This is a genomic window from Sporobacter termitidis DSM 10068 (genome assembly GCF_900130065.1).
Classification (GTDB): Bacteria; Bacillota; Clostridia; order Oscillospirales; family Oscillospiraceae; genus Sporobacter; species Sporobacter termitidis.
The window spans coordinates 121,077-143,042 of sequence record NZ_FQXV01000006.1 but is presented as its reverse complement, the minus strand read 5'-3'; the positions used below and the strand labels follow the sequence as shown (position 1 = coordinate 143,042).

22 protein-coding genes, 1 pseudogene and 1 riboswitch are annotated in these 21,966 nt (G+C 54.8%); of the genes and pseudogenes, 20 read left to right on the top strand and 3 right to left on the bottom strand.

Features of this window, described 5'->3' with window-relative positions:
* The 19 genes and pseudogenes from BUB60_RS10070 to BUB60_RS20855 all read left to right on the top strand — a co-directional run.
* Positions 1-1,284, top strand: a complete 1,284-nt coding sequence (locus BUB60_RS10070) for an ABC transporter permease (RefSeq protein WP_073078464.1) — start codon at positions 1-3, stop codon at positions 1,282-1,284.
* Between the two features lie 6 nt (positions 1,285-1,290).
* A complete protein-coding gene (locus tag BUB60_RS10065) occupies positions 1,291-2,427 on the top strand; it encodes an ABC transporter permease (RefSeq protein WP_073078460.1) in 1,137 nt (378 codons plus the stop codon).
* 15 nt (positions 2,428-2,442) lie between these two features.
* A complete protein-coding gene (locus tag BUB60_RS10060; RefSeq protein ID WP_073078457.1) occupies positions 2,443-3,108 on the top strand; it encodes an ABC transporter ATP-binding protein in 666 nt (221 codons plus the stop codon).
* A 16-nt stretch (positions 3,109-3,124) separates the two neighbouring features.
* Entirely contained in the window at positions 3,125-3,556 is a 432-nt protein-coding gene (locus BUB60_RS10055) for an FMN-binding protein (RefSeq protein ID WP_073078454.1), read from the top strand.
* Between the two features lie 42 nt (positions 3,557-3,598).
* The gene (locus BUB60_RS10050) at positions 3,599-4,042 is read left to right on the top strand and encodes a DUF4418 family protein (RefSeq protein WP_073078451.1); all 444 of its coding nucleotides are present in this window, start codon (positions 3,599-3,601) and stop codon (positions 4,040-4,042) included.
* Positions 4,032-5,243: an ABC transporter permease gene (locus tag BUB60_RS10045; protein ID WP_073078448.1), complete on the top strand. Its 1,212-nt coding sequence runs from the start codon at positions 4,032-4,034 to the stop codon at positions 5,241-5,243. Before BUB60_RS10050 ends, BUB60_RS10045 begins: the two co-directional genes overlap by 11 nt.
* Positions 5,240-5,908 carry an ABC transporter ATP-binding protein gene (locus BUB60_RS10040; protein ID WP_341444211.1) on the top strand — a complete coding sequence of 223 codons (669 nt, stop codon included), beginning with the start codon at positions 5,240-5,242 and terminating at the stop codon, positions 5,906-5,908. The genes BUB60_RS10045 and BUB60_RS10040 overlap by 4 nt, the downstream gene beginning before the upstream one ends.
* 58 nt (positions 5,909-5,966) lie before the next feature.
* Positions 5,967-6,350, top strand: a complete 384-nt coding sequence (locus BUB60_RS10035) for a metal-dependent transcriptional regulator (protein ID WP_073078443.1) — start codon at positions 5,967-5,969, stop codon at positions 6,348-6,350.
* A gap of 167 nt (positions 6,351-6,517) precedes the next feature.
* Positions 6,518-8,581, top strand: a complete 2,064-nt coding sequence (locus tag BUB60_RS10030; RefSeq protein WP_073078441.1) for a Na+/H+ antiporter — start codon at positions 6,518-6,520, stop codon at positions 8,579-8,581.
* 51 nt (positions 8,582-8,632) lie between these two features.
* A riboswitch (TPP riboswitch) is annotated at positions 8,633-8,738 on the top strand.
* Between the two features lie 66 nt (positions 8,739-8,804).
* Positions 8,805-9,305, top strand: coding sequence for an energy coupling factor transporter S component ThiW (thiW, locus tag BUB60_RS10025; protein WP_073078438.1), 501 nt, complete (start codon positions 8,805-8,807; stop codon positions 9,303-9,305).
* Positions 9,306-9,666: 361 nt separating this feature from the next.
* The gene (locus BUB60_RS10020) at positions 9,667-10,998 is read left to right on the top strand and encodes an FAD-dependent oxidoreductase (RefSeq protein WP_073078436.1); all 1,332 of its coding nucleotides are present in this window, start codon (positions 9,667-9,669) and stop codon (positions 10,996-10,998) included.
* A gap of 21 nt (positions 10,999-11,019) precedes the next feature.
* Entirely contained in the window at positions 11,020-12,291 is a 1,272-nt protein-coding gene (locus BUB60_RS10015; protein WP_073078434.1) for an aconitase X, read from the top strand.
* The gene (locus BUB60_RS10010) at positions 12,288-12,701 is read left to right on the top strand and encodes an aconitase X swivel domain-containing protein (protein ID WP_073078431.1); all 414 of its coding nucleotides are present in this window, start codon (positions 12,288-12,290) and stop codon (positions 12,699-12,701) included. Before BUB60_RS10015 ends, BUB60_RS10010 begins: the two co-directional genes overlap by 4 nt.
* A gap of 77 nt (positions 12,702-12,778) precedes the next feature.
* On the top strand, positions 12,779-14,176 hold the full coding sequence (locus tag BUB60_RS10005) for an MFS transporter (protein ID WP_073078429.1): 1,398 nt from the start codon (positions 12,779-12,781) through the stop codon (positions 14,174-14,176).
* Between the two features lie 133 nt (positions 14,177-14,309).
* Positions 14,310-14,993: a FadR/GntR family transcriptional regulator gene (locus BUB60_RS10000; protein ID WP_073078426.1), complete on the top strand. Its 684-nt coding sequence runs from the start codon at positions 14,310-14,312 to the stop codon at positions 14,991-14,993.
* A 184-nt stretch (positions 14,994-15,177) separates the two neighbouring features.
* Positions 15,178-15,678, top strand: coding sequence for an RNA polymerase sigma factor (locus BUB60_RS09995; RefSeq protein WP_073078424.1), 501 nt, complete (start codon positions 15,178-15,180; stop codon positions 15,676-15,678).
* Complete coding sequence (locus BUB60_RS09990) at positions 15,671-16,690, top strand: DUF4179 domain-containing protein (RefSeq protein ID WP_073078422.1); 1,020 nt, start codon at positions 15,671-15,673, stop codon at positions 16,688-16,690. Before BUB60_RS09995 ends, BUB60_RS09990 begins: the two co-directional genes overlap by 8 nt.
* A 188-nt stretch (positions 16,691-16,878) precedes the next feature.
* Positions 16,879-17,871, top strand: coding sequence for a uroporphyrinogen decarboxylase family protein (locus tag BUB60_RS09985; protein WP_073078419.1), 993 nt, complete (start codon positions 16,879-16,881; stop codon positions 17,869-17,871).
* Between the two features lie 10 nt (positions 17,872-17,881).
* Positions 17,882-17,956 (top strand): annotated as a pseudogene (locus BUB60_RS20855) (hypothetical protein); the annotation flags it as partial.
* A gap of 8 nt (positions 17,957-17,964) precedes the next feature.
* Here BUB60_RS20855 and BUB60_RS09980 read toward each other — a convergent pair.
* From BUB60_RS09980 to BUB60_RS09970, 3 genes are read right to left on the bottom strand one after another with little or no spacing between them, the layout of a single operon-like run.
* The gene (locus tag BUB60_RS09980) at positions 17,965-18,909 is read right to left on the bottom strand and encodes an EFR1 family ferrodoxin (RefSeq protein ID WP_073078417.1); all 945 of its coding nucleotides are present in this window, start codon (positions 18,907-18,909) and stop codon (positions 17,965-17,967) included.
* 34 nt (positions 18,910-18,943) lie between these two features.
* Positions 18,944-20,338, bottom strand: coding sequence for an MFS transporter (locus BUB60_RS09975; RefSeq protein WP_073078415.1), 1,395 nt, complete (start codon positions 20,336-20,338; stop codon positions 18,944-18,946).
* Between the two features lie 29 nt (positions 20,339-20,367).
* The gene (locus BUB60_RS09970) at positions 20,368-20,805 is read right to left on the bottom strand and encodes a MarR family winged helix-turn-helix transcriptional regulator (protein WP_073078413.1); all 438 of its coding nucleotides are present in this window, start codon (positions 20,803-20,805) and stop codon (positions 20,368-20,370) included.
* Between the two features lie 163 nt (positions 20,806-20,968).
* On the opposite strand from BUB60_RS09970, the gene BUB60_RS09965 reads away from it, so the two are divergent.
* Positions 20,969-21,892: a LysR family transcriptional regulator gene (locus tag BUB60_RS09965; RefSeq protein WP_073078411.1), complete on the top strand. Its 924-nt coding sequence runs from the start codon at positions 20,969-20,971 to the stop codon at positions 21,890-21,892.
* Positions 21,893-21,966: the final 74 nt, after the last annotated feature.

Here is a 21,966-nt window from a genome sequence, read left to right as displayed (position 1 = left end):
ATGTTCTGGAGAATGGTAAAGGGCGCGTTTTTGCGGCAAAAAGGGAAAATGCTCATGATCGCGTTTACGATCGCCTTGGGAGCCTCCCTTGCCGCGGCCATGCTCAATGTGATGCTGGACGTGGGAGATAAAGTAAATCAGGAGCTGAAGACATACGGCGCCAATATAAACGTCCTGCCCAAGGGCGCGTCCCTGCTTGACGACCTTTACGGCGTCGGGGAGGGCTCCGGCGTGTCGGACCAATATTTGAAAGAGTCGGAGCTCGGCAATATGAAGACAATTTTCTGGGCTCATAATATCGTGGATTTCACGCCTTACCTGAATGCAAAGGTCAAGCTGGCCGCCCAGGACAGCGAAGTGAAGCTTGTGGGAACATGGTTCAGCCACCACCTGGATCTTCCCACGGGGGAATCTCTGGATACGGGCATGGAAAGCATGAAAAGCTGGTGGGACGTCTCCGGGCAGTGGCTGGCCGATCAGGACGAAAATTCCGCCATGGTAGGCAGCCTTGTCGCGGGCAGGAACAATATTCAGGTCGGGGATACCATCACCCTTGAGAGCGGAGAACGAACGAAAAAGCTCACCGTCAAGGGCATTTTTAATGCCGGAAGCGACGAGGATGAACAAATTTATGTCCCCTTGCCGACCGCGCAGGAGCTGGCGGACCGGGCGGGGCTCGTCAGCAGCGTGGAGGTCAGCGCGTTGACGACGCCCGATAACGAGCTCGCCCGCCGGGCGGCGCAGAACCCCAACAGCCTGTCGATCAAAGAACAGGAGACATGGTACTGTACGGCCTATGTCAGCTCAATCTGCTATCAGATCGAGGAAGTCATCACCGATGCCGTCGCCAAGCCAATTCGCCAGGTGGCGGAATCGGAGGGCGCGATCCTGGAAAAAACGCAGCTTCTCATGCTGCTCATCACTATTTTGAGCCTCGTCGGCTCGGCCTTGGGTATCTCCAATCTTGTGACGGCCAGCGTGATGGAGCGCAGCCGCGAGATCGGGCTGCTAAAGGCGGTCGGGGCCCGCAATTCCCCGATTACATGGCTTGTTTTAACGGAGATCCTTATTACCGCCGTTGTCGGCGGCGTCGTGGGATACTTCGCCGGGCTCGGTTTTGCCCAGATCATCGGGCATTCCGTCTTCGGCTCCGCCATCGACATCAAACCGATGGTCATTCCCCTTGTAGCCGTCCTGGTCGCGCTGGTCACCCTGGCGGGGAGCATCCCGTCTATCCGGCTTCTGCTGTCGCTTCGGCCGGCGGAAGTCTTACATGGGAGGTGATCGTATATGAAAAGGCAAACGATGTATTTCAGAATGATCACAAGCTCGCTCATCCGGCGCCGTTCCAGAATGCTTGTGGCGCTCTTGGCGGTGGCCATCGGCGCGACGATCCTGTCCGGCCTCGTCACGATTTATTACGACATCCCCCGGCAGATGGGCGAGGAATTCCGCTCCTACGGCGCAAACCTCATATTTGTTCCCGGCGGCGGCGATTCGGCGCTGAACGCGGACGAGGTTAAAAAGGCAACCGGCTTTATTCCGGCGGAGGATATTGTCGGCATTGCTCCTTACCGGTATGAGACGGTCAAGATCAACGAACAGCCGTTTATGGCGGCCGGGACGGATTTGAATGAAGTGAAAAAGACCAGCCCCTACTGGTTTGTCTCGGGACAGTGGCCCGCCGGCAGCGGGTCGGTACTCATCGGGCAGGAGGTGGTGGAGCGCATCCGCCTTTCACCGGGCGACACCTTTACGCTGTCGGGCACGGACATTGGCGGCAAGAGCTTCAGCCATGATTTTACCGTATCCGGCATCGTTCAAACCGGAGGCACGGAGGAAGCGTTTATCTTCATGCCCCTGTCGGATTTGGAAGGCCTGATGGGGAACAGCGGCGTGCTGGACGTTGTCGAATGCAGCATTTCCGCGACGCAGCAGGTACTGAATGATATCGCCGGGCAGGTCGGCGAGAACGTCGATGACGTCACGCCCCGCCTCGTCAAACGCGTCACCCAGTCCGAGGGGACCGTTTTAACCAAGCTCCAGGCTCTTGTTTATCTTGTCACGGTCGTGGTGTTGCTGCTCACCATGATCTGTGTCGCAACAACGATGATGGCGGTCGTGGCGGAACGGCGCCGCGAAATCGGCCTGAAGAAAGCGCTGGGGGCGGCCAACAAAAGCATTATCAAGGAATTTCTGGGCGAGGGCCTGCTCTTGGGCGGGCTGGGCGGCTTGCTGGGCGTGGCGCTTGGATTTGCGTTTGCGCAAACGGTCAGCATCAATGTTTTTGCCCGCTCCATATCCTTTCAGCCGCTGCTGATACCGGCGACACTCATCGTTTCGGTCGCGATTACCGGACTGGCGTGCCTGCTGCCCGTCAGGAGCGCGACGGACGTTGACCCGGCAATCGTTCTGCGCGGTGAATAAAGGAGGAAAAACAGAATGAATCTATTGGAACTTCAGGATATATCAAAGATATACGGCAACGTCAAGGCGCTGCAGAATATAGACCTTACCGTCCGGCAGGGGGAATGGCTGGCGATCATGGGCCCGTCCGGCTCCGGGAAAACGACGATGATGAATATCATCGGGTGCATGGATAAGCCGTCAAACGGCGCCGTTATCCTGGACGGCACGAACATCTCAAAGGAAAGCGCGAAAAGCCTGACCGGCATCCGGCGCGACAAGATCGGGCTGATCTTTCAGCAATTCCATCTGATCAGCTACCTGACCGCCCTGGAAAACGTGATGGTCGCGCAGTATTATCACAGCATGCCGGACGAAAAGGAGGCCTTGCAGGCCCTGGAGCGCGTCGGCCTGGGAGACAGAGCCCGCCACCTGCCCAGTCAGCTCTCGGGCGGCGAACAGCAAAGAGTCTGCATCGCGCGCGCGCTGATCAACTACCCCATGCTGATCCTGGCCGACGAGCCCACCGGGAACCTGGACGAGGCGAACGAGGGCATCGTGCTCGATATTTTCAAGCAGCTCCACAAGGACGGCAGCACGATCGTTGTTGTCACGCATGACCCCGAGGTTGCCGAGGAGGCCCAGCGTACCGTTGTGCTGGAGCATGGGCGGATCGCGAGAATCGTGGAAAATGAAAAATGAACAAGGGGTGTGTTCCATGAAAAGAAAGGCTTTCTCCATCCTTCTTGTCCTGCTGCTTGCCCTGCCGCTGCTGACGGGCTGCGGCGGTTCAGGCAATGCCGCATACAAGGACGGCACCTATACCGGCAAAAGCAGCGAGGACGACAAGGGCGCTTACGGCGAGGCGACGATCATCATCGAAGGCAATAAGATCACAGACTGCAAGTATGTTACCTGGCAGAAGGACGGGACCGTCAAGGACGAAAATTACGGGAAGGTCAACGGCGAGATTTCCAATCAGGACTATTATGACAAGGCGCAGCGCGCCGTGGAAGCCATGCAGCAGTACGCCCAAAAGCTCGTGGAGGTCCAGAAGGCGGCGGATGTGGACGCCGTATCCGGCGCCACGATCTCCTACAACCAATTTAAAGAGGCCGTGAACAGCGCCCTGGACGAGGCGAAAAAATGAGTTCTCGCATACATACGAGACATTTATAGGGAGGCAGCTCTTATGAAAAACAGACTTTTATCCGGCATCGCCGTTGCCGTTTTCGGACTTTTGCTTGCGCTTGTGCCTGTCTGTATTTTTCCAGCCTGCGCAAAGGTCATTGAAACCGCGGCGGGCGGCACGGTGCCGATGAAATGCTTTTGGTCCGGCCAGGCTGAAATCGGCGTGGGTCTTCTCATCCTGTGCGGCGGGGTGCTGCTTATTGTGTTTAAATCGCCGCTGACAAGGATCGGTGTCAGCGTTATGACTGCCCTGGCCGGCGTCCTGGGGCTTCTCGTCCCCACGCTTTTGATCGGCGGATGCGAGATGAGCACCATGGCCTGCAGGATGACGACCTTCCCCGCGGCTGTCGTTTTAAGCATTTTAACAGTCGCCGCCTGCGCCGCCAACGCGCATTATCTCTGGCGGCAGAATAAAAACCTGCCGGTGAAGACTGATGGACGCTAAACCGCTGACCACCGTTAACATTTCTTTTCAAACCCTGCGGCGCAAGCCCTTTCGGACAACGGGCCTGATTGTCCTTGTGGCACTGCTTGCCTTTACGCTTTTCGGCGGCACGGTGCTTTCAAAGAGTTTGGAAGACGGCATGAACAGCCTGTCGAAAAGACTGGGCGCCGATATTCTTGCCGTGCCGTACGGCTATGAGGCGGATATCCAAAGCGCCATGCTCCGGGGAGAACCCAGCACCTTTTATTTTGACGCCGGTGTGACGGAGAAGGTCGCGGGCGTCGAAGGCGTGGAGGATGTGTCGCCGCAGCTCTATATCGCGACACTCAGCGCCGGGTGCTGCTCCTATCCACTCCAGCTCATCGGCTTTGACCCTGAAACCGATTTTGTCATTCAGCCGTGGATGCTGAACGCGCTGGATCACCCCCTTGCCGACGGAGAAATTGTGATCGGCAGCAGCATCAGCGCCAAGGTGGGGCAAAAGCTCATATTCTTCAATCAGACCTTTTCAGTAACTGCGCAGCTGGACAAAACAGGCATGGGCTTCGATACCTCCGTATTCATGAACCTCGCCACGGCAAAACAGGTGGCGAGGGAATCCGAAAGGCTCAAAGCCCATCCCGTGGCGGAAAATGCCGACCTGATTTCATCCGTCATGGTCAAAATCAAAAACGGCTATGATGTCAAGGACGTGGCAAACAGCATCCTTCAGGCATACGCCAAGGACGGCGTGCATGTGGTGGTCGCCAAAAACATGATCAGCGATATCTCCGGCAACCTGCGCGGGCTTACAACTTATATTTTCATACTGGCGGGCGTTTTATGGGCCCTGGCGGTCGGCGTGCTCATTATCGTCTTCTCCGTCGCCTTAAACGGGCGGAAAAGAGAGTTCAGCATATTCAGGGTCCTGGGGGCCACAAAGAGCAAGCTGGTCAGGCTGATCCTTTGCGAGTCCTGCCTGATCAGCATTATCGGCACCGTCGCCGGAATGTTGGCGGCGGCCCTTGTCATCTTTCCGTTCAGTACATACATCAGCGCGCTGCTGGGACTGCCCTATTTGCAGCCCTCATACGGGACCTTGTCCGCTGTGGCGGGGCTGAGCCTCCTGATATCCTTTGCCGTCGGTCCGCTCGCGTCCATCTATGCCGCGGTTAAAATAGGGCGCTCTGAAATCTATTCCACCATAAAGGAGGGCGAATGATGCTGCTGGAAATCGAAGGGTTAACCAAGGAATATACCCGCGGCGGGAAAACGTTTCCGGCGGTGGAGCGGGCGGAGCTCTCCGTCGGCCGCGGCGATTTCGTCAGCATCATCGGGCGCTCGGGGAGCGGCAAGAGCACGCTGCTCAATATGATCGCCGGGTTTCTGCCGCCCACCTCGGGCAGCATCAAGCTGGAAGGCGCGGACCTCTATGCCCTGAAGGACAAAGAAATCTCGGCGCTGCGAAACGCGCGGCTGGGGTATATACCGCAGGGAGCCGGCGCGCTCTCCAACCTGACCGTTTTTGATAATATCAGGCTGCCGTATTTTCTTTCCAGGCGGCAGGGGGACGCATCTGGGCGGGCGTCGTTCCTGCTGGATGAGGTGGGCATATCGCCCCTGGCCGGCATGCTGCCCTCCCAGCTTTCCGGCGGCGAGCTGCGCCGTGTGCTGATCGCGAGGGCGCTGATGAACGAGCCGGATATCCTGATCGCGGATGAGCCCACGTCGGACCTTGATATCGAGACGACGGGCGAAATCATGGAGCTCCTCGCCCGGATCAATAAAAACGGTACGACCGTTCTGCTTGTGACGCACGAGCTCGACACGCTGAAATTTGGGAACAGGGTGCTGACCATGGCGGCGGGGCGGTTGACCGAAGAATGACCATAGCAGACAAAATTAAAGAACGGAGGCGGTGTGTTGATAAGGGGTGATGGAGTAAATGGAAAAGCTTTCTGCCGCCATGGAGAACTATCTTAAGACGATCTATAACTTAAGCCGTCACAATCCTGCCACGCGTGTGAGTGATATCGCCGCGCATATGAAATTAAGCAAGGCGAGCGTTTGCCGCGCAACCGATTTGCTGGCAGACAAAGGCCTGGTTTCCAAAAGCAAGCTTGACGGCATTTCTCTGACGGACGAGGGGTTGGAGCAAGCCGCGCTTATATCCAACAAGTACGACATTATTCAAATGTTTCTGAACGAAGTCCTGAACATCGACCCAGCTGTTGCCGAGAGGGACGCCTGCAGCTTTGAACACAGCATCAGCCTTGAAAGCCTCCAGTCAATGCACAGCTATCTCCAAAAAAGCAAAGAGAACAAATAAAGGTCCATTACATAAAGAATCTAATTGAGATCGGCAGCTATACGCCGGATATTTGAGCGTCACGTCAATAAACTATGTAATACCGACGTTTTATTGATTTCTCGCCTTTCCTGTGTCATAATTATGGTAAATCAGCGTAAATTCGGGAAAGACGGAAAGGGCGCTTCATGGAAACTCTGCTTCTTGTACTCGTTCTCCTTATTTTGATTGGCATCTCCAATATCGTCAATCACTTTCTCCCTTTTATACCCGTTCCTCTGATTCAGATTGCGCTGGGGATTCTGGCCGCCGTTCTGTACCCTCACCTGCATATCGTACTGGACCCAAAGCTGTTTTTCCTGCTGTTCATCGCGCCGCTTTTGTTTAACGACGGGAAGCGGATCTCCAAGAAAAGCTTGTGGCGGCTGCGCGGGCCGGTGCTGCTCTTGGCCATGGGGCTTGTTTTCGCTACGGTGCTTTGTCTGGGCTACGCGATCAACTGGATGATCCCCTCCATCCCGCTGCCGGCCGCTTTCGCGCTCGCGGCAATCCTGTCGCCGACGGACGCGGTAGCCGTCTGCTCCATCGCGGGGCGCGTCCATTTGCCAAAAACGGTTCTCAATCTCCTGGAGGGGGAGGCCCTGCTGAATGATGCCTCCGGACTCGTCGCCTTTAAGTTTGCCATTGCCGCCGCCGTTACAGGCACCTTCTCTCTGGGCGAGGCATCCGTCAGCTTTCTGGTCATCGCGCTCGGCGGTCTTGCGCTTGGCGCGGTGCTGGCCTTTGCCGTCATCTGGTTTCAGCTTTTTCTTCGCCGGCTGGGCATGGAGGACGTTACGATGCACATGCTCCTGCAGCTGCTGACGCCGTTTGCCATCTATTTCATTGCCGAGCACTTCGAAGTGTCGGGGATCTTGGCCGTGGTGGCGGCCGGTATTGTGCAGGCCATCGAGCGCCGGCATGTGGAATCCGCTTTTTCCACCCGCATGCGCATCGTTTCCGACAGCACCTGGTCGGTGGTCATTTATATACTCAACGGCCTGGTCTTTGTCCTGCTGGGGTTCGAAATTCCGGACGTGATAAAAGTCATCTGGAAGGACGCGCAGTTTAATAATGCCCAGGTCATCACATATATCGTTTTGATCACCCTGGCGCTGATCGTCCTGCGGTTTGCTTGGATTTTTCTCCTCTCGAAAGGCCAGCGACTGTTTAAACACAAAAAGGTTTTTGACCCTTCGCTGCGGTCCTGCGCTCAGATATCCCTGGCCGGCGTCCGCGGTGCGGTCACGCTGGCCGGCGCTTTGTCCATTCCGCTTGTTCTCCAAAACGGCAGCCCTTTTCCCGAACGGGATCTCATAATTTTTCTCGCGGCCGGTGTCATTTTCCTGACCCTCTTGATAGCAAGCTTTGTGCTGCCGTTTATCGGGGAGAAAAAAGCGGCCGAAATCAGTGCCGATCATACCGCCGCCGAGCAGGAACTAAAGGCAAAATTGATCAAAGCCATCATTCATACCGTCAAGGACGAACAGACGGACGAGAACAGGGAGGCTACCATGTCCGTCCTTTCCGACTATCGGCGCCTGTTAATGACGACGACGGATTTCTCCAATAACCATAACGCGGGCAAAAACGCCTATCGGGCGGAATCGGAAGCCCGTCTTCTGGGCCTCCGGGCCGAGAAGGAAAAGCTCCAGAGCTTAATGGACCAGGGGGAAATCCCCGCCGATATTGCCGCCCGCGCCTGCGAAATGCTGGACCACACGGAGGCGCTGCTCACCAATCGGCTGAAATTGCGTATTATATTTTCCGTTATGGCTTTCTTTTCTAAATTAAGTCCCGCCGCCCGGCGTCATTTTTTCAAAAAGAGAGGAAAGCCCAAATTCACTGCAAATCATAACCAATTGCAAACCATGAAAAATATCAAGATACAAACCTCCCAAGCGGCCATCGCGGCGCTGAGCGGCGGCGTCAGCGAGGAAAATAAGGACAGCTATTACGCTGTTATCGTCCACTATACCGAATTGATCGACAGGCTCAAGCTTTATGACCGGAGCACCAGGGCCATCGCGCATATGGAAAAAGAAAAGAGGATGGTCCAATACAAGGCCGTACAGACAGGGCGCGATATCATCCAGTCATTTTACGAAAGCGGCCAGGTGTCCAGGCAGGACGCCGTAAAGCTCCGCCACTTTATGAATCAGATCGAAGCGGACACCCTGGAGGAAGAAAACGTGGCCGGCGAATTTCATTAAGAAGCCAGGTGTTGACAATATCGCTGGCAGGTGCTATAGTCTAGACAATTTAATATCGCATCGGGGAGCTTATGGATAGGCTGAGAGGGAGTTTTTAACTTCGACCCGTTCACCTGATTTGGATAATGCCAACGTAGGGAGTGCAGACGAACGAATTTTCGCGGGATATGCCCTTATTGGCATATCCCGCTTTATTTTGCAATTTTATTAAGGAGAGAGCACCATGCAAATGACCAGAAAAATAGCGATTTCGGGACTGCTGACGGCGCTGGGCGTCGTCACCTCCACGTTTTACATCCCGGTCGGCGCGGCAAAATGTTTCCCGGTCCAGTCGATGGTCAATATTATCGCGGGCGTTATGCTTGGGCCGGTTTACGCGGTGGGGATTGCCTTTGTCACGTCAACCCTGCGGATACTGCTCGGCACGGGGAGCCTCCTGGCCTACCCGGGGAGCATGATCGGCGCGTTATGCTGCGCGCTTCTTTATAAATATTCTCATAAGCTTCTTCCCGCCTGTCTTGGCGAGGTCATAGGCACCGGTATTCTGGGTGCGCTCGCGGCGTATCCGATTGTTACGCTGATCCTGGCAAAACAAGCCGCGCTGTTTACTTATGTTATCCCTTTTATCATCAGCGCGGTCGGCGGCGCGGCCATTTCGGTGCTGTTGATCACCCTCATGCGCCGGGCAAAAGTATTGGACAGATTAAAGGCGTATACAAGGTAATGACGGAGCGGAAGCAAAAGGACCTGAACCATGCGGGTTCAGAAATGGTTGGACCCGGAATAAAAATTAGCCCAGCCATCTGACCTTATTTTTAAAATAACGGGTGTACTTTTAACAGAGAAAGTGCACCTGTTTTTTTATCTCAGGCCGGCAAATGAAGAATAGATTTACTTGAAGACGGCGGAATATCACTGAGTTGCAAAACATTATACGTATGATGATAAAAACTATATTTATATATCATATAATACATAATATCTTGATAATGTCAGCTATTTTATATTGACATTATATAAAATAGTAATATAATCCTAGGCGAGACGTATGATGTCTATCGGACGAGAATGGGAGTGATTATTCAATGAAAACAATTCATGTCAACAGAGCGACAAAGATTGTAAAAAAAGGTGAGGCGCCGCCTTACCAGCAGGTAAAAGCGGATATTTGCGTCGTCGGCGCCGGCATCGCCGGCGTCTCTGCGGCAATTGAAGCGGCGCGGCTGGGCCACAAGGTGGTGCTCCTCGACGGACTGCCGAACCTCGGGGGGAACGCGGCCAATGGGGCAATGGGCCTTTTCTGCGGCTTCTTTTCTCATGGCGTCGTGCCCTTTCAGCTGACTTACGGCGTGGCAAGCGAAATACTCCGGGACCTTGGCGCGGCGGGCAGGCTGTACCTGAAGCCTCCGATCGCGGTCTACGATGAAGTGGCGCTCTTGCGCTGGATCGAGAACAAGGTCAGGGAAGCCGGAATAACCGTCATCCTCAATTCTTACATACACCGCGTCAATGTCAGCGGCAGGCGGATAACGTCCATCGAATTTACCTCCCGGTACGGCAGCGTCGTCGTGGAAGCCGATGGGTTTATAGATGCCAGCGGCGATGCCGCGGTCGCCTGGAACGCGGGCCTGCCCTGCAGGGAATCCGACGTCGGCATGCTTTACGGCTCGCAGCTGATGTATCTCACAAACGTGCATATCCACCGGGGGGACGATCAGGCAAAGCTGGAGGCGGAAACCTCAAAGTGTCTGGAAGAAAAAGCGCCGCAGTATGGCCTCATGCGAAAATCGGGATTTTTAAGCTTCCCGGTCGTCATGGAGGAAGGCGTCGCCTTCGTCAACATGACGCACATAGAAACGCCGCTCGATCCGCTTGGCGCGTCGACGAAAATCATGGAGGGGAAGGATCAGGCCGACAGGGTGGTGGAGCTTCTCAAAAATGAATTTCCGAAAGAATTCGGTGACGCCGTCGTCCAAAAATACGGGCTGTTGGGCATCCGCCAGACCCGCTGGATTATGGGCAGCCGGCAGCTCACGGTGGACGATATCTGCGCCGGGACACGTTTTCCCGACGCGGTGGCCCGCTCCAGCTGGCCGATCGAGCTGCACGATCATCCGGGCGGTTATGTATGGGAGGTCTTCCCCGGCGACCATGTGCACTATATTCCCTACGGCAGCATGACCCCGCCGGATATGGATAACCTGCTTGCGGTTGGGCGCTGCATTGACGGCGACGTGGCCGCCCTGTCCAGCGTCCGCGTTATGGGGCCCTGCATCGCCACGGGAAAGGCCGCCGCAAACGCCCTGGATATTGCCGGCAAGGGCAGTGTCCACGACATCAGCATTGAAGAATTGGAGAACCGTTTGTCGGACAATCTCAATCGTGCCGACCACATTGACCAGGCGGCGAAGCCATAAATTTTTGAGGGGGTTGATTTCATGATCTTAACAGACGACGAAAAGGCGATGCTCGACGGAAAGGAAGGAAAGACACGCCAAAAGGCAATTGAATTCCTTGTCAAGTACGGCACGGCGCTGGGCGCCGAAAGGCTCGTCAACACCAACAATGTCGGCGGGTATATGATCGCGGACAGAGCCAGCTACAGGAAATTCGGCAGCTTCGACGCACTCTTTTCGCTCACCGGACTCGACAGCGAGGAGACGCTCGAATTCCCAAAGGTCAAGGCGTTCTCCTGCCAGTTTGAAACGGACATGGACCCGGAGTACTGTGATATTGAGGGGAAGGACGAGGAGGATTACAGGCGGTTTAAAGCCAATGAGGAATGGCTTTCAAAAATAGGCGTTCAGCTCATGTGCACGTGCACGCCGTATCTGGTGGGGAATGTGCCCGTCAAGGGAGAGCACTGCGCCTGGATGGAATCCTCCGCCGTCGTCTATATCAATTCGGTGCTGGGCGCCCGCACAAACTGCGAGGGCAACACCAGCACGACGGCCGCGATGCTGACCGGCAAAATCCCATATTGGGGCTTCCATACCGACGAGCACCGGCTCGGCTCGCATCTGGTGAATGTGGAGCTCAAGGTCGAGGGGCTCATGGAATGGGGGCTGCTGGGCTACTACATAGGGAAAATGGTGGGTGAAAAGGTGCCCGTTCTGGACGGCATAAAAATTGTCCCCTCGCGGGACGAATTGAAGCAGTTCGGCGCTGCCACCGCGTCCTCCGGCGGCGTGGAGATGTACCACATCCCCGGGATAACGGCGGACGCCCACACGGTGGAAGAAGCGTTTGGCGGCAGGACGCCCGCGTTCACCCTGAAATACGGGCCCGAGGAGCGGAAATACGCCTACGAGCAGTTAAACATGATCGGGAAGAACACAGACGTCGATTTTGTCATGTTCGGCTGTCCGCATAATTCCATTCAGCAGGTTCAGGAGATCTGCGACCTGCTGGAAGGCAAGCGTATAAAGGGCGGTTCGAGCCTGTGGGTCCTTGTGCCAAGGGCGATCAAGGATTTGGCAAAGCGCAACGGGTACGACAAGGTCATCGAGTCCGCCGGCGGCGTTTTGATGAGCGATACATGCCCGGCGCTTGGCCATCTGATGCCGAAGGGGACGCGCGTCCTGGCCACGAACTCGGCCAAGCAGGCGCACTATCTGCCGTCGATGATGGGGATTGAGTCCTGGTACGGCACGACGGAGGAATGTGTAAATGCCGCCGTTACCGGCCGTTGGGAGGGTGCGTTGAAATGAAAACGATTTTGCATGGCAGGATGGTCGTCGGCGGATGCGCCGAGGGAGAGGCCCTGGTCACCTCGGAGATGATTTCCGGCTGGGGCGGGGTCGACCCCGCGACGGGAACGGTCATAGAGCTCCGGCATGAATTGCACGGCCAGAGCTTTAAGGATAAGGTGCTCGTTTTTCCGGGGGCAAAGGGCTCCTCGGGCTGGTCGGGCGTTTTTCAGTCGACCAGATTGAACGGCAGCGCCCCGAAGGCGATGCTCTTTAACGTCATGAATTCGAAGATCGCGGTGGGCGCCGTTGTCGTCCATGCCCCGGCAATGACCGATTTCGACCGGGACCCGCTTCAGCTGATCAAAACGGGAGATTGGGTCAGGGTGGATGCCGACAAGGGCGTTGTTGAAATCACAAGCAAGGATTAATTTTACCGGGACTTGAAAAGCTTGTACGCCGTATTGCGTCTTTGTACGAGAGATATTAAATTTTAGGAGGTTATTCGATGAATACAGCTGGAAATTCTCCCGGTTCGTCTGCCCTTAATATTGAAGATATTCTCGGCTCGAAAATCAGCAAGGTCTCTGTCATCGTCATGATTTTGTGCTTCTGCATTCTTTTGATGGATGGATACGATTACGGCATCATCTCCAACGCCTCGCCGCTGATCATGAAAGAATGGAATATTGAGGCCGCCATGTTCGGCCCCGTGTTCTCCGTGGCGACCTTCGGCTGGATGATCGGCGCGGTGGTGTTCGGCGCCATCTCCGACAGAATCGGCAGGAAAGGAACCCTGCTTATCGGCGCGGCCATTTTTACGGTGCTTTCCCTCTGCCTTTATTTTTCCAGAACCTTGTCGCAGCTCGTCATCATCCGCCTGATCACCGGCTTTGGCGTCGGCGGCGCCGTACCGGTCGCCATGACGATGACAAGTGAATACGCCCCGCAAAATTCCAAGGCCAAATTTGTGTCGATCATGTTTTCAGGCTTTATGGTCGGCAGTACGCTGGGCTCGTATATCGCCGCGGGCATGATGCCGGCCTACGGCTGGCGTTCCATCTTCCTGCTCGGGTTCATTATTCCGATTCCCGTTATCGTCTGCCTGGCGATTTTCCTGCCGGAATCGGCGAGATGGCTGTCGCTGAATTTGAATACCCCCCAGAGAAGAGAGACATTGATTCGTATCGTCAAACGGATATCTCCGGACCTTCAAATTGATGACACGACGCAGTTCGTCGCCATAAAAACCGAAAAGAAAAAAGAGAAATATTCCCCGAAGGAGCTCTTCGCCGGCAAGCTGGCGTGGGTGTCTCCGATGCTCTGGCTCTACTACATCATCAGCTCGCTGGCTGTTTTCTTTATCGGCAACTGGATGCCTCAGGTGCTTGTTTTAAAAGGCCTGACCGCCGCGCACGCGTCTTCCCTGATGGGCACGAGCGGCCTGTTCGGAATACTCGGCACCGCGCTCATCGGCGTATGGCTGGATAAAATGGGCTTCAGGTGGGGCTTCATATGGCCGCTCCTGGCGATACTGTTCACCGCCCTGACAGGCGGGGCGACCGGCGGCATTTTACTTGTCTGGATGTGCATCAATTCCTTCTTTATGAACGGCGAGCACACGTCGATCACCTCCATCGTTCCGAACATGTATCCGGTCAGGATCAGGGCGAAGGGCTCCGGCATATCGAATGCCCTGGCAAAAATCGGCTCTATTATCGGCCCCGTCATCGGCGGCATCCTCATCTCCACCGGCATATCCATGTCAAAATTATTCTATTTCGTTTCAATCCCGTTTATATTCTGCGCGGTTTTCAGCTATGTCCTCGGCGTACAGTACGACAGGCATTTTTCCAAATTGTATTCCTCCGGCGAACAAACGCCGTCCGAGGCGCCGCATTCATAGAATTGTTGACGGTGGACGAATGAATTGAATTGCCGGTGCAATTCGGTTATAATGATGAAAATTACGCCGGCAATTCAATGCACGGAGACGCGGTTGGTTCGCCAGAAAAAAAGAAAGGTAAATACATCTTTGTATGAGTACCGTTAAAAGAGCTTTATCTGAACAAACTGCTGATGAAATTTTAAAAATCATAAACAGCGAATACCGCGCCGGTGACAAGATACCCAACGAGATGGAGCTGGCTAAAAGCCTGCAGGTCAGCAGGACGACGATCAGAGAAGCTATAAAATTGCTCTGTGCGATTAACGTGGTCGAAATACGCCGCGGCAACGGTACGTTTGTCTGCGGCAACCCCGGTATGATCAAAGACCCGATGGGATACCGTTTTTTAGACAAGCACAAGCTGGTCAGGGACTTATATGAAATGTGTCTGCTTTTTGAGCCGGAGATCGCCGCGCTGGCCGCGGAGAAAGCGATCCCCGTATTGCTTTCCAAACTGAAAGATGCGTCAAAAAACCTGGCGGCGTCGATTGAAGATTACAATAAGGGACTGATCGGGATCATCCAGCTGATTCAAAGCGCGTCGGATTTTCACCTGGCCATCGCCCAATGCTGCGACAACAACACCCTGTCCCGCTTTGAACCCCTGATTATCGAGGGCCTGCTTGATTCCTACTACTGGAACGCGTCTTTGCTGACGCGGTATTTGAGCAAGTATCAGGACGATCTTGTCGCCGCCATCGTCAATAAGCAGCCGGATAAAGCCAGGGAGTACATGAGGCTGCATTTGAATGAGGGAAAACAGTTTTTTATGTAAGCGTACTGAGGGCAGACGAAAAATTGAAAACCTCCCGCCGGAGAAGCCGGCGGAACAATAGACCACAGGGCGCCGCCCTGTGGTCTATTGTTTTACGGAAATATGATAATATTTCAATGCGGGCAAAACATTTTAGCGTCGTAAATTGTATTATTATTGAACAAGCAATTTGGGAGGTGAGTGAATGAGCGTTTCTTTGTTGCGTACGGATGAAGAAATGACGGATATCTACAATAAATATATCGACACCGTCTACCGGATTGCTTTAATGACACTAAAAAATGTTCCGGAAGCGGAGGACGCGGCGCAGACGGTTTTTATCAAGCTGATGACTTCCGGCTCTGAATTCGAGAGCGAGGAGCATATGAGGGCATGGCTTATCGTGACCGCACAGAACACCTGCAGGAATTTGCTCAAAGGGTGGTGGCGTTCAAAACGAGTGGATTCTGAAATTGTTATAGAGCAGACCTGTTTGCCGGATGCCCTTGGAAATGATATTTGGGACAGAATCACTGCATTGGAGGAAAAATATAAATTGCCGATATATCTTCATTATTATGAAGGGTATAAGACGGATGAAATTGCTGAGATGCTCAAAGTCAACCATGCCACGCTGCGGACACGTTTGCGGACGGCAAGAAAAAAATTGAAGCTTTTGCTTGAGGAGGATATTGAAAATGGATAAGAATGATTTAAAAAGCAGCGCTGATAAAATAACTCCGAACCAGGCACAAAAGCAAAAAATGCTGAAGATAATCCTGGAAAGCAGAAAAAGAATAGCACCTGTAAAACGCACAACCAAGAGATTCGCCTTAATAGCCGCAGTTATCGCCGTATGCGTTCTCACCGCGACGACTGCGCTTGCCATAAGCCTTGGATGGGACGAAAAACTCATCGAATATCTTAAGCCGAGCGAAAAACAAATGGAGACGCTCAGCGGCGCCGTGGGCACACCGGAGGCAACGCTTACCAAGAACAGCGTAACCATAACGGTTAAGCAGACGCTGGCGGACAGCTACGGTATCTATGTCTTATATGAAATGACCGTCCCCAAGGACATGACATTGAACGACGGCGTCACATGGGAGTTTAGCCACCTTGATGCGCCAATGGTGAAGCCGGACAAGGGTTATACTTTTGGTACCCAGTCAACGGAAATTCTGGAGCAAACCGCAAATAAAAGGACGGCGCTGATTTATCTCCAGAGGACAGCGCCTTCTGAAAACGGATATCTTGAACTTGAATTTTTAAATTTAGGCTATTATCCGGACATCCAGCCGCCAACAGAAAACGTCGGGACAATAAGGACAAAATTCGTACCGCTTGTGGAAGGCAAATGGGATCTGAAATGGGAATTCAACTTTGCAGATACAAGTAAAACGATTGAAGTGAACAAGCCTTTGAGCATCAACGGCAGCAAAGACACCGTTACAAGGCTTGTGATATCGCCGATGTCGTTGTGCGTGCTTGTCAGAGGCGACGATATCGTGGGGAGTGCCCGGCCTGTCGTAAACTTTAAAGACGGCAGCCAACTGACGTATGATGATGTCGGATTGGGAAATAAGTCGTTCGGTTATTACCTGATAGATGAAGATAACATGATTTACGAAAACCAGCTTTTTTACCGCTTCAAGAGCATTATCAATCTGGAGGATGTTGAGAGCGTCACAATAGGCGATGTAACAATACCCGTTTAAACAGTGAAACAGGGACGCGGCGGCCAAGCGCGTTATGGTACTTCCCGCCGGGAAATCGAGGTTGCGCGGACGGGAGAAACAGAGGTATAATCAACTTAATTACAGATCGGCAGGAGAGCGCTGCAGCTCGATGGCAGAGCCGCGGAATGAGGGCCATGCCTGCCGTATACCTTGAAAGGAAGTTGTTTATGCTGACAAAAAGACAAAACCTGCTGGAGACGATCACCGGGGGAAAGCCCGACCGCTTCGTCAACCAGTACGAGCCCTTCGCGATCATGTACGATACGCCGGTCACGCGGCAGAGCCTGATGCCGGCATACGGGCAGCGCGATGTGCTGGACGCGTGGGGCGTCACCCGCTCCTGGCCGGAAGGCACCCCCGGTGCGTTCCCCGTGCACGACGAGGCGCATATCGTCGTCAAGGATGTTGCCAAATGGCGCGATTACGTCAAGGCGCCCAAGGTGGATTTCCCCGCGTCCGAGTGGGAGCAGAGCATCGCCGCTATGGAGAAGATCGACCGGAACGAGTATTTTGCCACGCTGTTTTACGCGCCGGGTATCTTTGAGGAGACCCATTACCTGATGGAGATTTCCAGATGCCTCGTGGCATTTTATGAAGAGCCGGAGGCCATGCAGGAGCTCATCGACTATATCACGGAGTTCGAGCTGCGCTACGCCGAGCAGGTGTGCAAATACCTCAAGCCGGACGCGTTCTTCCATCACGACGACTGGGGTACCCAGATATCCACCTTTATTTCCCCCGACATGTTCGAGGAATTCCTGCTGCCCTCCTATAAAAAGCTGTACGGCTATTATAAGTCCCACGGCGTCAAGGTCATCATGCACCACTCCGACTCGTACGCCGCCACGCTCGTCCCGTTCATGATCGATATGGGCATCGACATCTGGCAGGGCGTGATGAAGGCGAACAATATCCCCGAGCTGCTTAAAAAGTATAAAAACCAGATCACCTTTATGGGCGGCATCAACAGCGCCGACGTCGATTTCAACGGCTGGACCCAGGAGATCGTCGCCCGGGAGGTCAGGCGCGCCTGCGAGGAGTGCGGCAAGCTGAACTTCATCCCCAGCGCGTCCCAGGGCCTGCCCATGAGCAACTATCCCGGCGTCTACGAGGCGCTTTCAAAAGAGATCGACAATATGAGCAAGGTCATGTTCAAATAAGGTATTTGTCATACATAAATCATACCCCGGGATACCGTGCCGCTTCTGCGGCGCGTATCCCGGGGTATCGTGCGTTCGGGGAAAAAGCGGCCTTCACCGCGGGGCTTCTGTCCGGCGTCCCGCGGCCGCGGGAGCCGCCTTTGCCAGCTCGGTCTTTACGGCGGCGATCTCCCGATACGTGCGCTCGTAATACGGCCGGAAGAGGCGAAAATAACCGGCAGTGTTTTCGTCGATGTACGTTGGCGGGACGCCGTCGTCCGCCGCCAGCTTTTCAAACGGATATTCCCCGTTGACCCGCCAGCCGTCCAGCAGACCCAGGCGGACGGCGTCCTTCGGGCAGCGGAACGCGCAGCCCATGCACATCGCGCAGCGATGCGAAAAGCACGGATAGCCGCCGGTGAGACGGATGTTCTGCAGCGGGCACATGGCCGCGCAATGGCCGCAGCCGATGCAGGACCCCTTGTCGGCGTGGATGAGCGGCCCGTTGATCCAGGCGCCCAGCCACTGCAGCCGGAACAGATACGTCAGCAAAACAGCCCAGGGCGCGTAACGGAGCGCCTGCTTTTTCCCGGCGGCGATCCGGTATGCGATGACGAGCGCCATGTCCCTCGTGTGCAGATACATCTGCTTTGCCAGCGCGTCGTTATAGCGGAAAACGATGTTGTACGGCATGAGCAGCTGCCGGTCCAGCATGGGAATAAAGCCTTTTTTCCTCAGTATGCGGACAAGGGACCGGCTGGAGGCGCTGTTGGCGCCAAAGGGCTCCCCGGAGGTCCTGAAAATGAACGCCGGTAGGCGGCGGACGCTCGGCAGCGTCTTTACAAACTGGAGGAAAAAGCGCGGGGTGTTGAACGCGTGGATCGGATAGCCGAATAATGCGCAGTCAAAGCCGTTGGGGTCCGGCGCCGTATTCAGCGGGACACGCGCCTCCCAAACGGCGGCGTCGATTTGGAACCCGGACAGCGCTTGCGCGATAAAATCCGCGGCGCGGCGCGTGTTTCCCGTCCCGGTGAAAACATAAATGATGGCCTTCTTCATAAAAAACCTTTCACAGCAGCCAGACGACGCGCGCTCAGTTCTCCTCGGCCCCGCCGCCGGTCCTGCCCCGGACCAGCGAGGCAAATACCCCGAGGACGCAAAGTACGGCGAATATGATAAACGCCGTTCTCAGGCTGGGCATGAGCCTGTCGACATATCCCGGCGCGCCGATTGGTACGTTTCCTATCAAAACCGAGGTGATGAGCGAGACGATCGCCATACTGATCGACTGCCCCAAAAGCCGCATGTTGCCCATGACCGAGGACGCCACGCCGTACAGCGTCCTGTCCACCGCGCTCATGACGGCGTTCGTATTCGGCGAGGCGAACAGGGCAAAGCCCAGGCCGATAAACGCCAGATTGAGGATGACCAGCGCGATGGGCGTCTCCGTGGTGAGGAAGATGAAGAAGAACAGCCCCAGCGCCAGAATACCCATTCCCACAGAAGCGAGGACGGCAGGCCGCATCCTGTCCGACAACGCGCCCGTGACAGGGGAAAGTACGGCCATCATGACCGGCTGTATCAGCAGAATAAGACCTGAAGCGGCCGAGTCGATGTTCAGCGCGGTCTGCAGGTACAGCGACAGCGCATAGCTTAAGGCAAAGGTCGCGCTGTAGTTGATGAGCGTGGCCAGATTGGAAAAGGCAAACGGCCTGTTCCTGACGATGCTCCCGATGGGAATGAGCGGGTCGGCATGCCGCTTTTCATAGAGGAAAAATACGACCAGCAGGAAAACCCCCGCGGCAAAGCTGATCTGATAGAGAAGGCCGTCGGCCAGATTGGTCAGCCCGAACAGCAGCAGGGCCTGAGACAGGATGCACAGGACGATGCCCCAGCTGTCGAACTTCGCCGCGGCGCCGGTCCATTCACCCTTGAGCTTCCACACGGTGATGACTATAACAATCAATGCCAGCAGCAGGTTAAAATAGAACACGCCGCGCCAACTGCTCACGCTGCAGATGAGGCCGCCCAGCACAGGCCCGCACGACAGGCCGATATACGTGGCCGCGGAATTGAATCCCAGCGCCCTGCCTCTGGACTGCGGCGGAACGACCGACGTTAAAATGGCCATGGAGTTGCCAAAGATCATCGCGCTGGCAAAGCCCTGCACCACCCGGAAGCACACCAGGGACACGAGCGACCATGCCAAGGCGCAGGCCAGGGATGAAACGGCCAGCAGGATCATCCCGATCAAAAATATTCTTTTCCGCCCGAACTGGTCCGCAAAGCGGCCGAAGGGCAGCAAAAACGCGGCCGACGAAAGCAGGAAACCGGAAACGACCCAGTTCAAAAGGCTTTGTCCGCCGCCGAATTCCTTGCCGATGGAAGGAATGGCCAGATTGATGGCGTTGCTCATAAACGGCGTGATAAACGAGGTGATCATGACGATCACCAGTGTGATTTTTGTCTGACTGTCGCTGCGCTCCATAATAACGTCCCTCCTGATCTCCTTAAAAATTATTCCCCGGCGTACCTGCTTTTCTCCTCCTGCAGGTTGCCGATCACTTTTTTCAATACGGCGATCGTCTCGTCGATGGCGCTTTCCGGAATGTTTTTTGAAAAAATGCCCAGCATTTCGGAAAAGACCGCCTCGACCGCGGTCCAGGCCTCCCGCCCCTTCTCAGTGAGATATAAAGAAGAATACCGCTTGTCGCTTTCGACCTGCCTGTTGACGATATAGCCCCTGGACAGCAGGTATTTGACGGCCTTGGCGGTGGTAGACTTTTCCACATACAGCATATCGCAGATTTCCTTCTGGCTGATGCCCTCGTTTTTGGCGATGATGAGAAAAAAGTCGTATTGTCCGCTGCCGATGTCCAGCGCCTTCAGCTTGTTGGTAAATATACTTTGCGTGAGCCTGTAAATTGCGGCGCTGTATCTGCCGATGCTTTCCATCGGATAGCCCCTCCTTTATAGTTTCCTTTGAAACTAATATACACAAAGACGGCCGCCTTGTCAATCGGGTGTCATGGACGTAAACGCGCTTGACATATGCGGCTCGAATGAAATACAATTAATGTATAAGATACCATAATATAGAAAAAGGTGCGGGTTAAGGATGATCAATGTCACATTTCAGCAAGTGGATGCGTTTTTGGCTGTTGCCGAACATCTCAATATTGCCGATACGGCGAACATGCTTTACAGCTCCCAGTCGGCGCTCAGCAAAACTATTACGAGGTTTGAAGGCGCCGTCGGCGTCAGGCTGTTCGAGCGGGGAAACCGCGGCGTGGCGCTGACGAAGGAAGGTCAGTATTTGTACGACAGGCTGAGAAGGCCCTTTGACGTCGTGGTCAACGCCTTCGGCGAGGTCCAGGATATGTACCGGCAGCCCAGGCAGCGCCTCCGTATCGGCTGTCCCGACACCTACAACTGCAATCCCGTATACAATATCGTCAAAATGGCGATTTCGAATTTTATGGAGCGGTATCCCAATGTGGAGGTCAGCGAGACGATCTATGAGCACGAGCAGCTCAAGGCGGCGCTCATTTTTTCGGATGTCGATCTTGTGGTCGGGCCGTCCTTCGTCATTCGCGACCTCAAGGACGCTTCCACTATGAAGCTGGCCCTGCTTGAAGCGTATTTTACCGTCTCCGCGAATCATCCCCTGGCGCAGGCGGATGCGCTGGATGTGAAAAGATTGGCTGACCTGACCTTTTATGAGGTCCTGATCGGCAGCTCAGACGCTGTGGAAAAGCATGTGTTCAAGGTCTGCGCCAATCTGGGCTTTACCCCAAAGGCCGTGCGGTTCGTGCCGAACATGCTCTCGCTTATTCGCACCATCGGCATAGGCAAGGGCGTGTCGATATCCGGGCGGATCGACAGCGCGGCGTACGACGTGTCGATCCGCTATTATCCGATTCCAAAGTACCCGGGCTTTGTCGAGAGCCATATCATGGCCGCGTGGCTGCCCGACCGTACCACCGCCGAGAAGCGGGATTTCCTGTGCATACTCCGCGGCCTGGCGCAGGACCAGCTCTGACGCCGGCATACCCGCCGGACAAACATTGAACATAACACCCGGGACCCGTCGAAAGACGGGTCCCGGGTGTTATG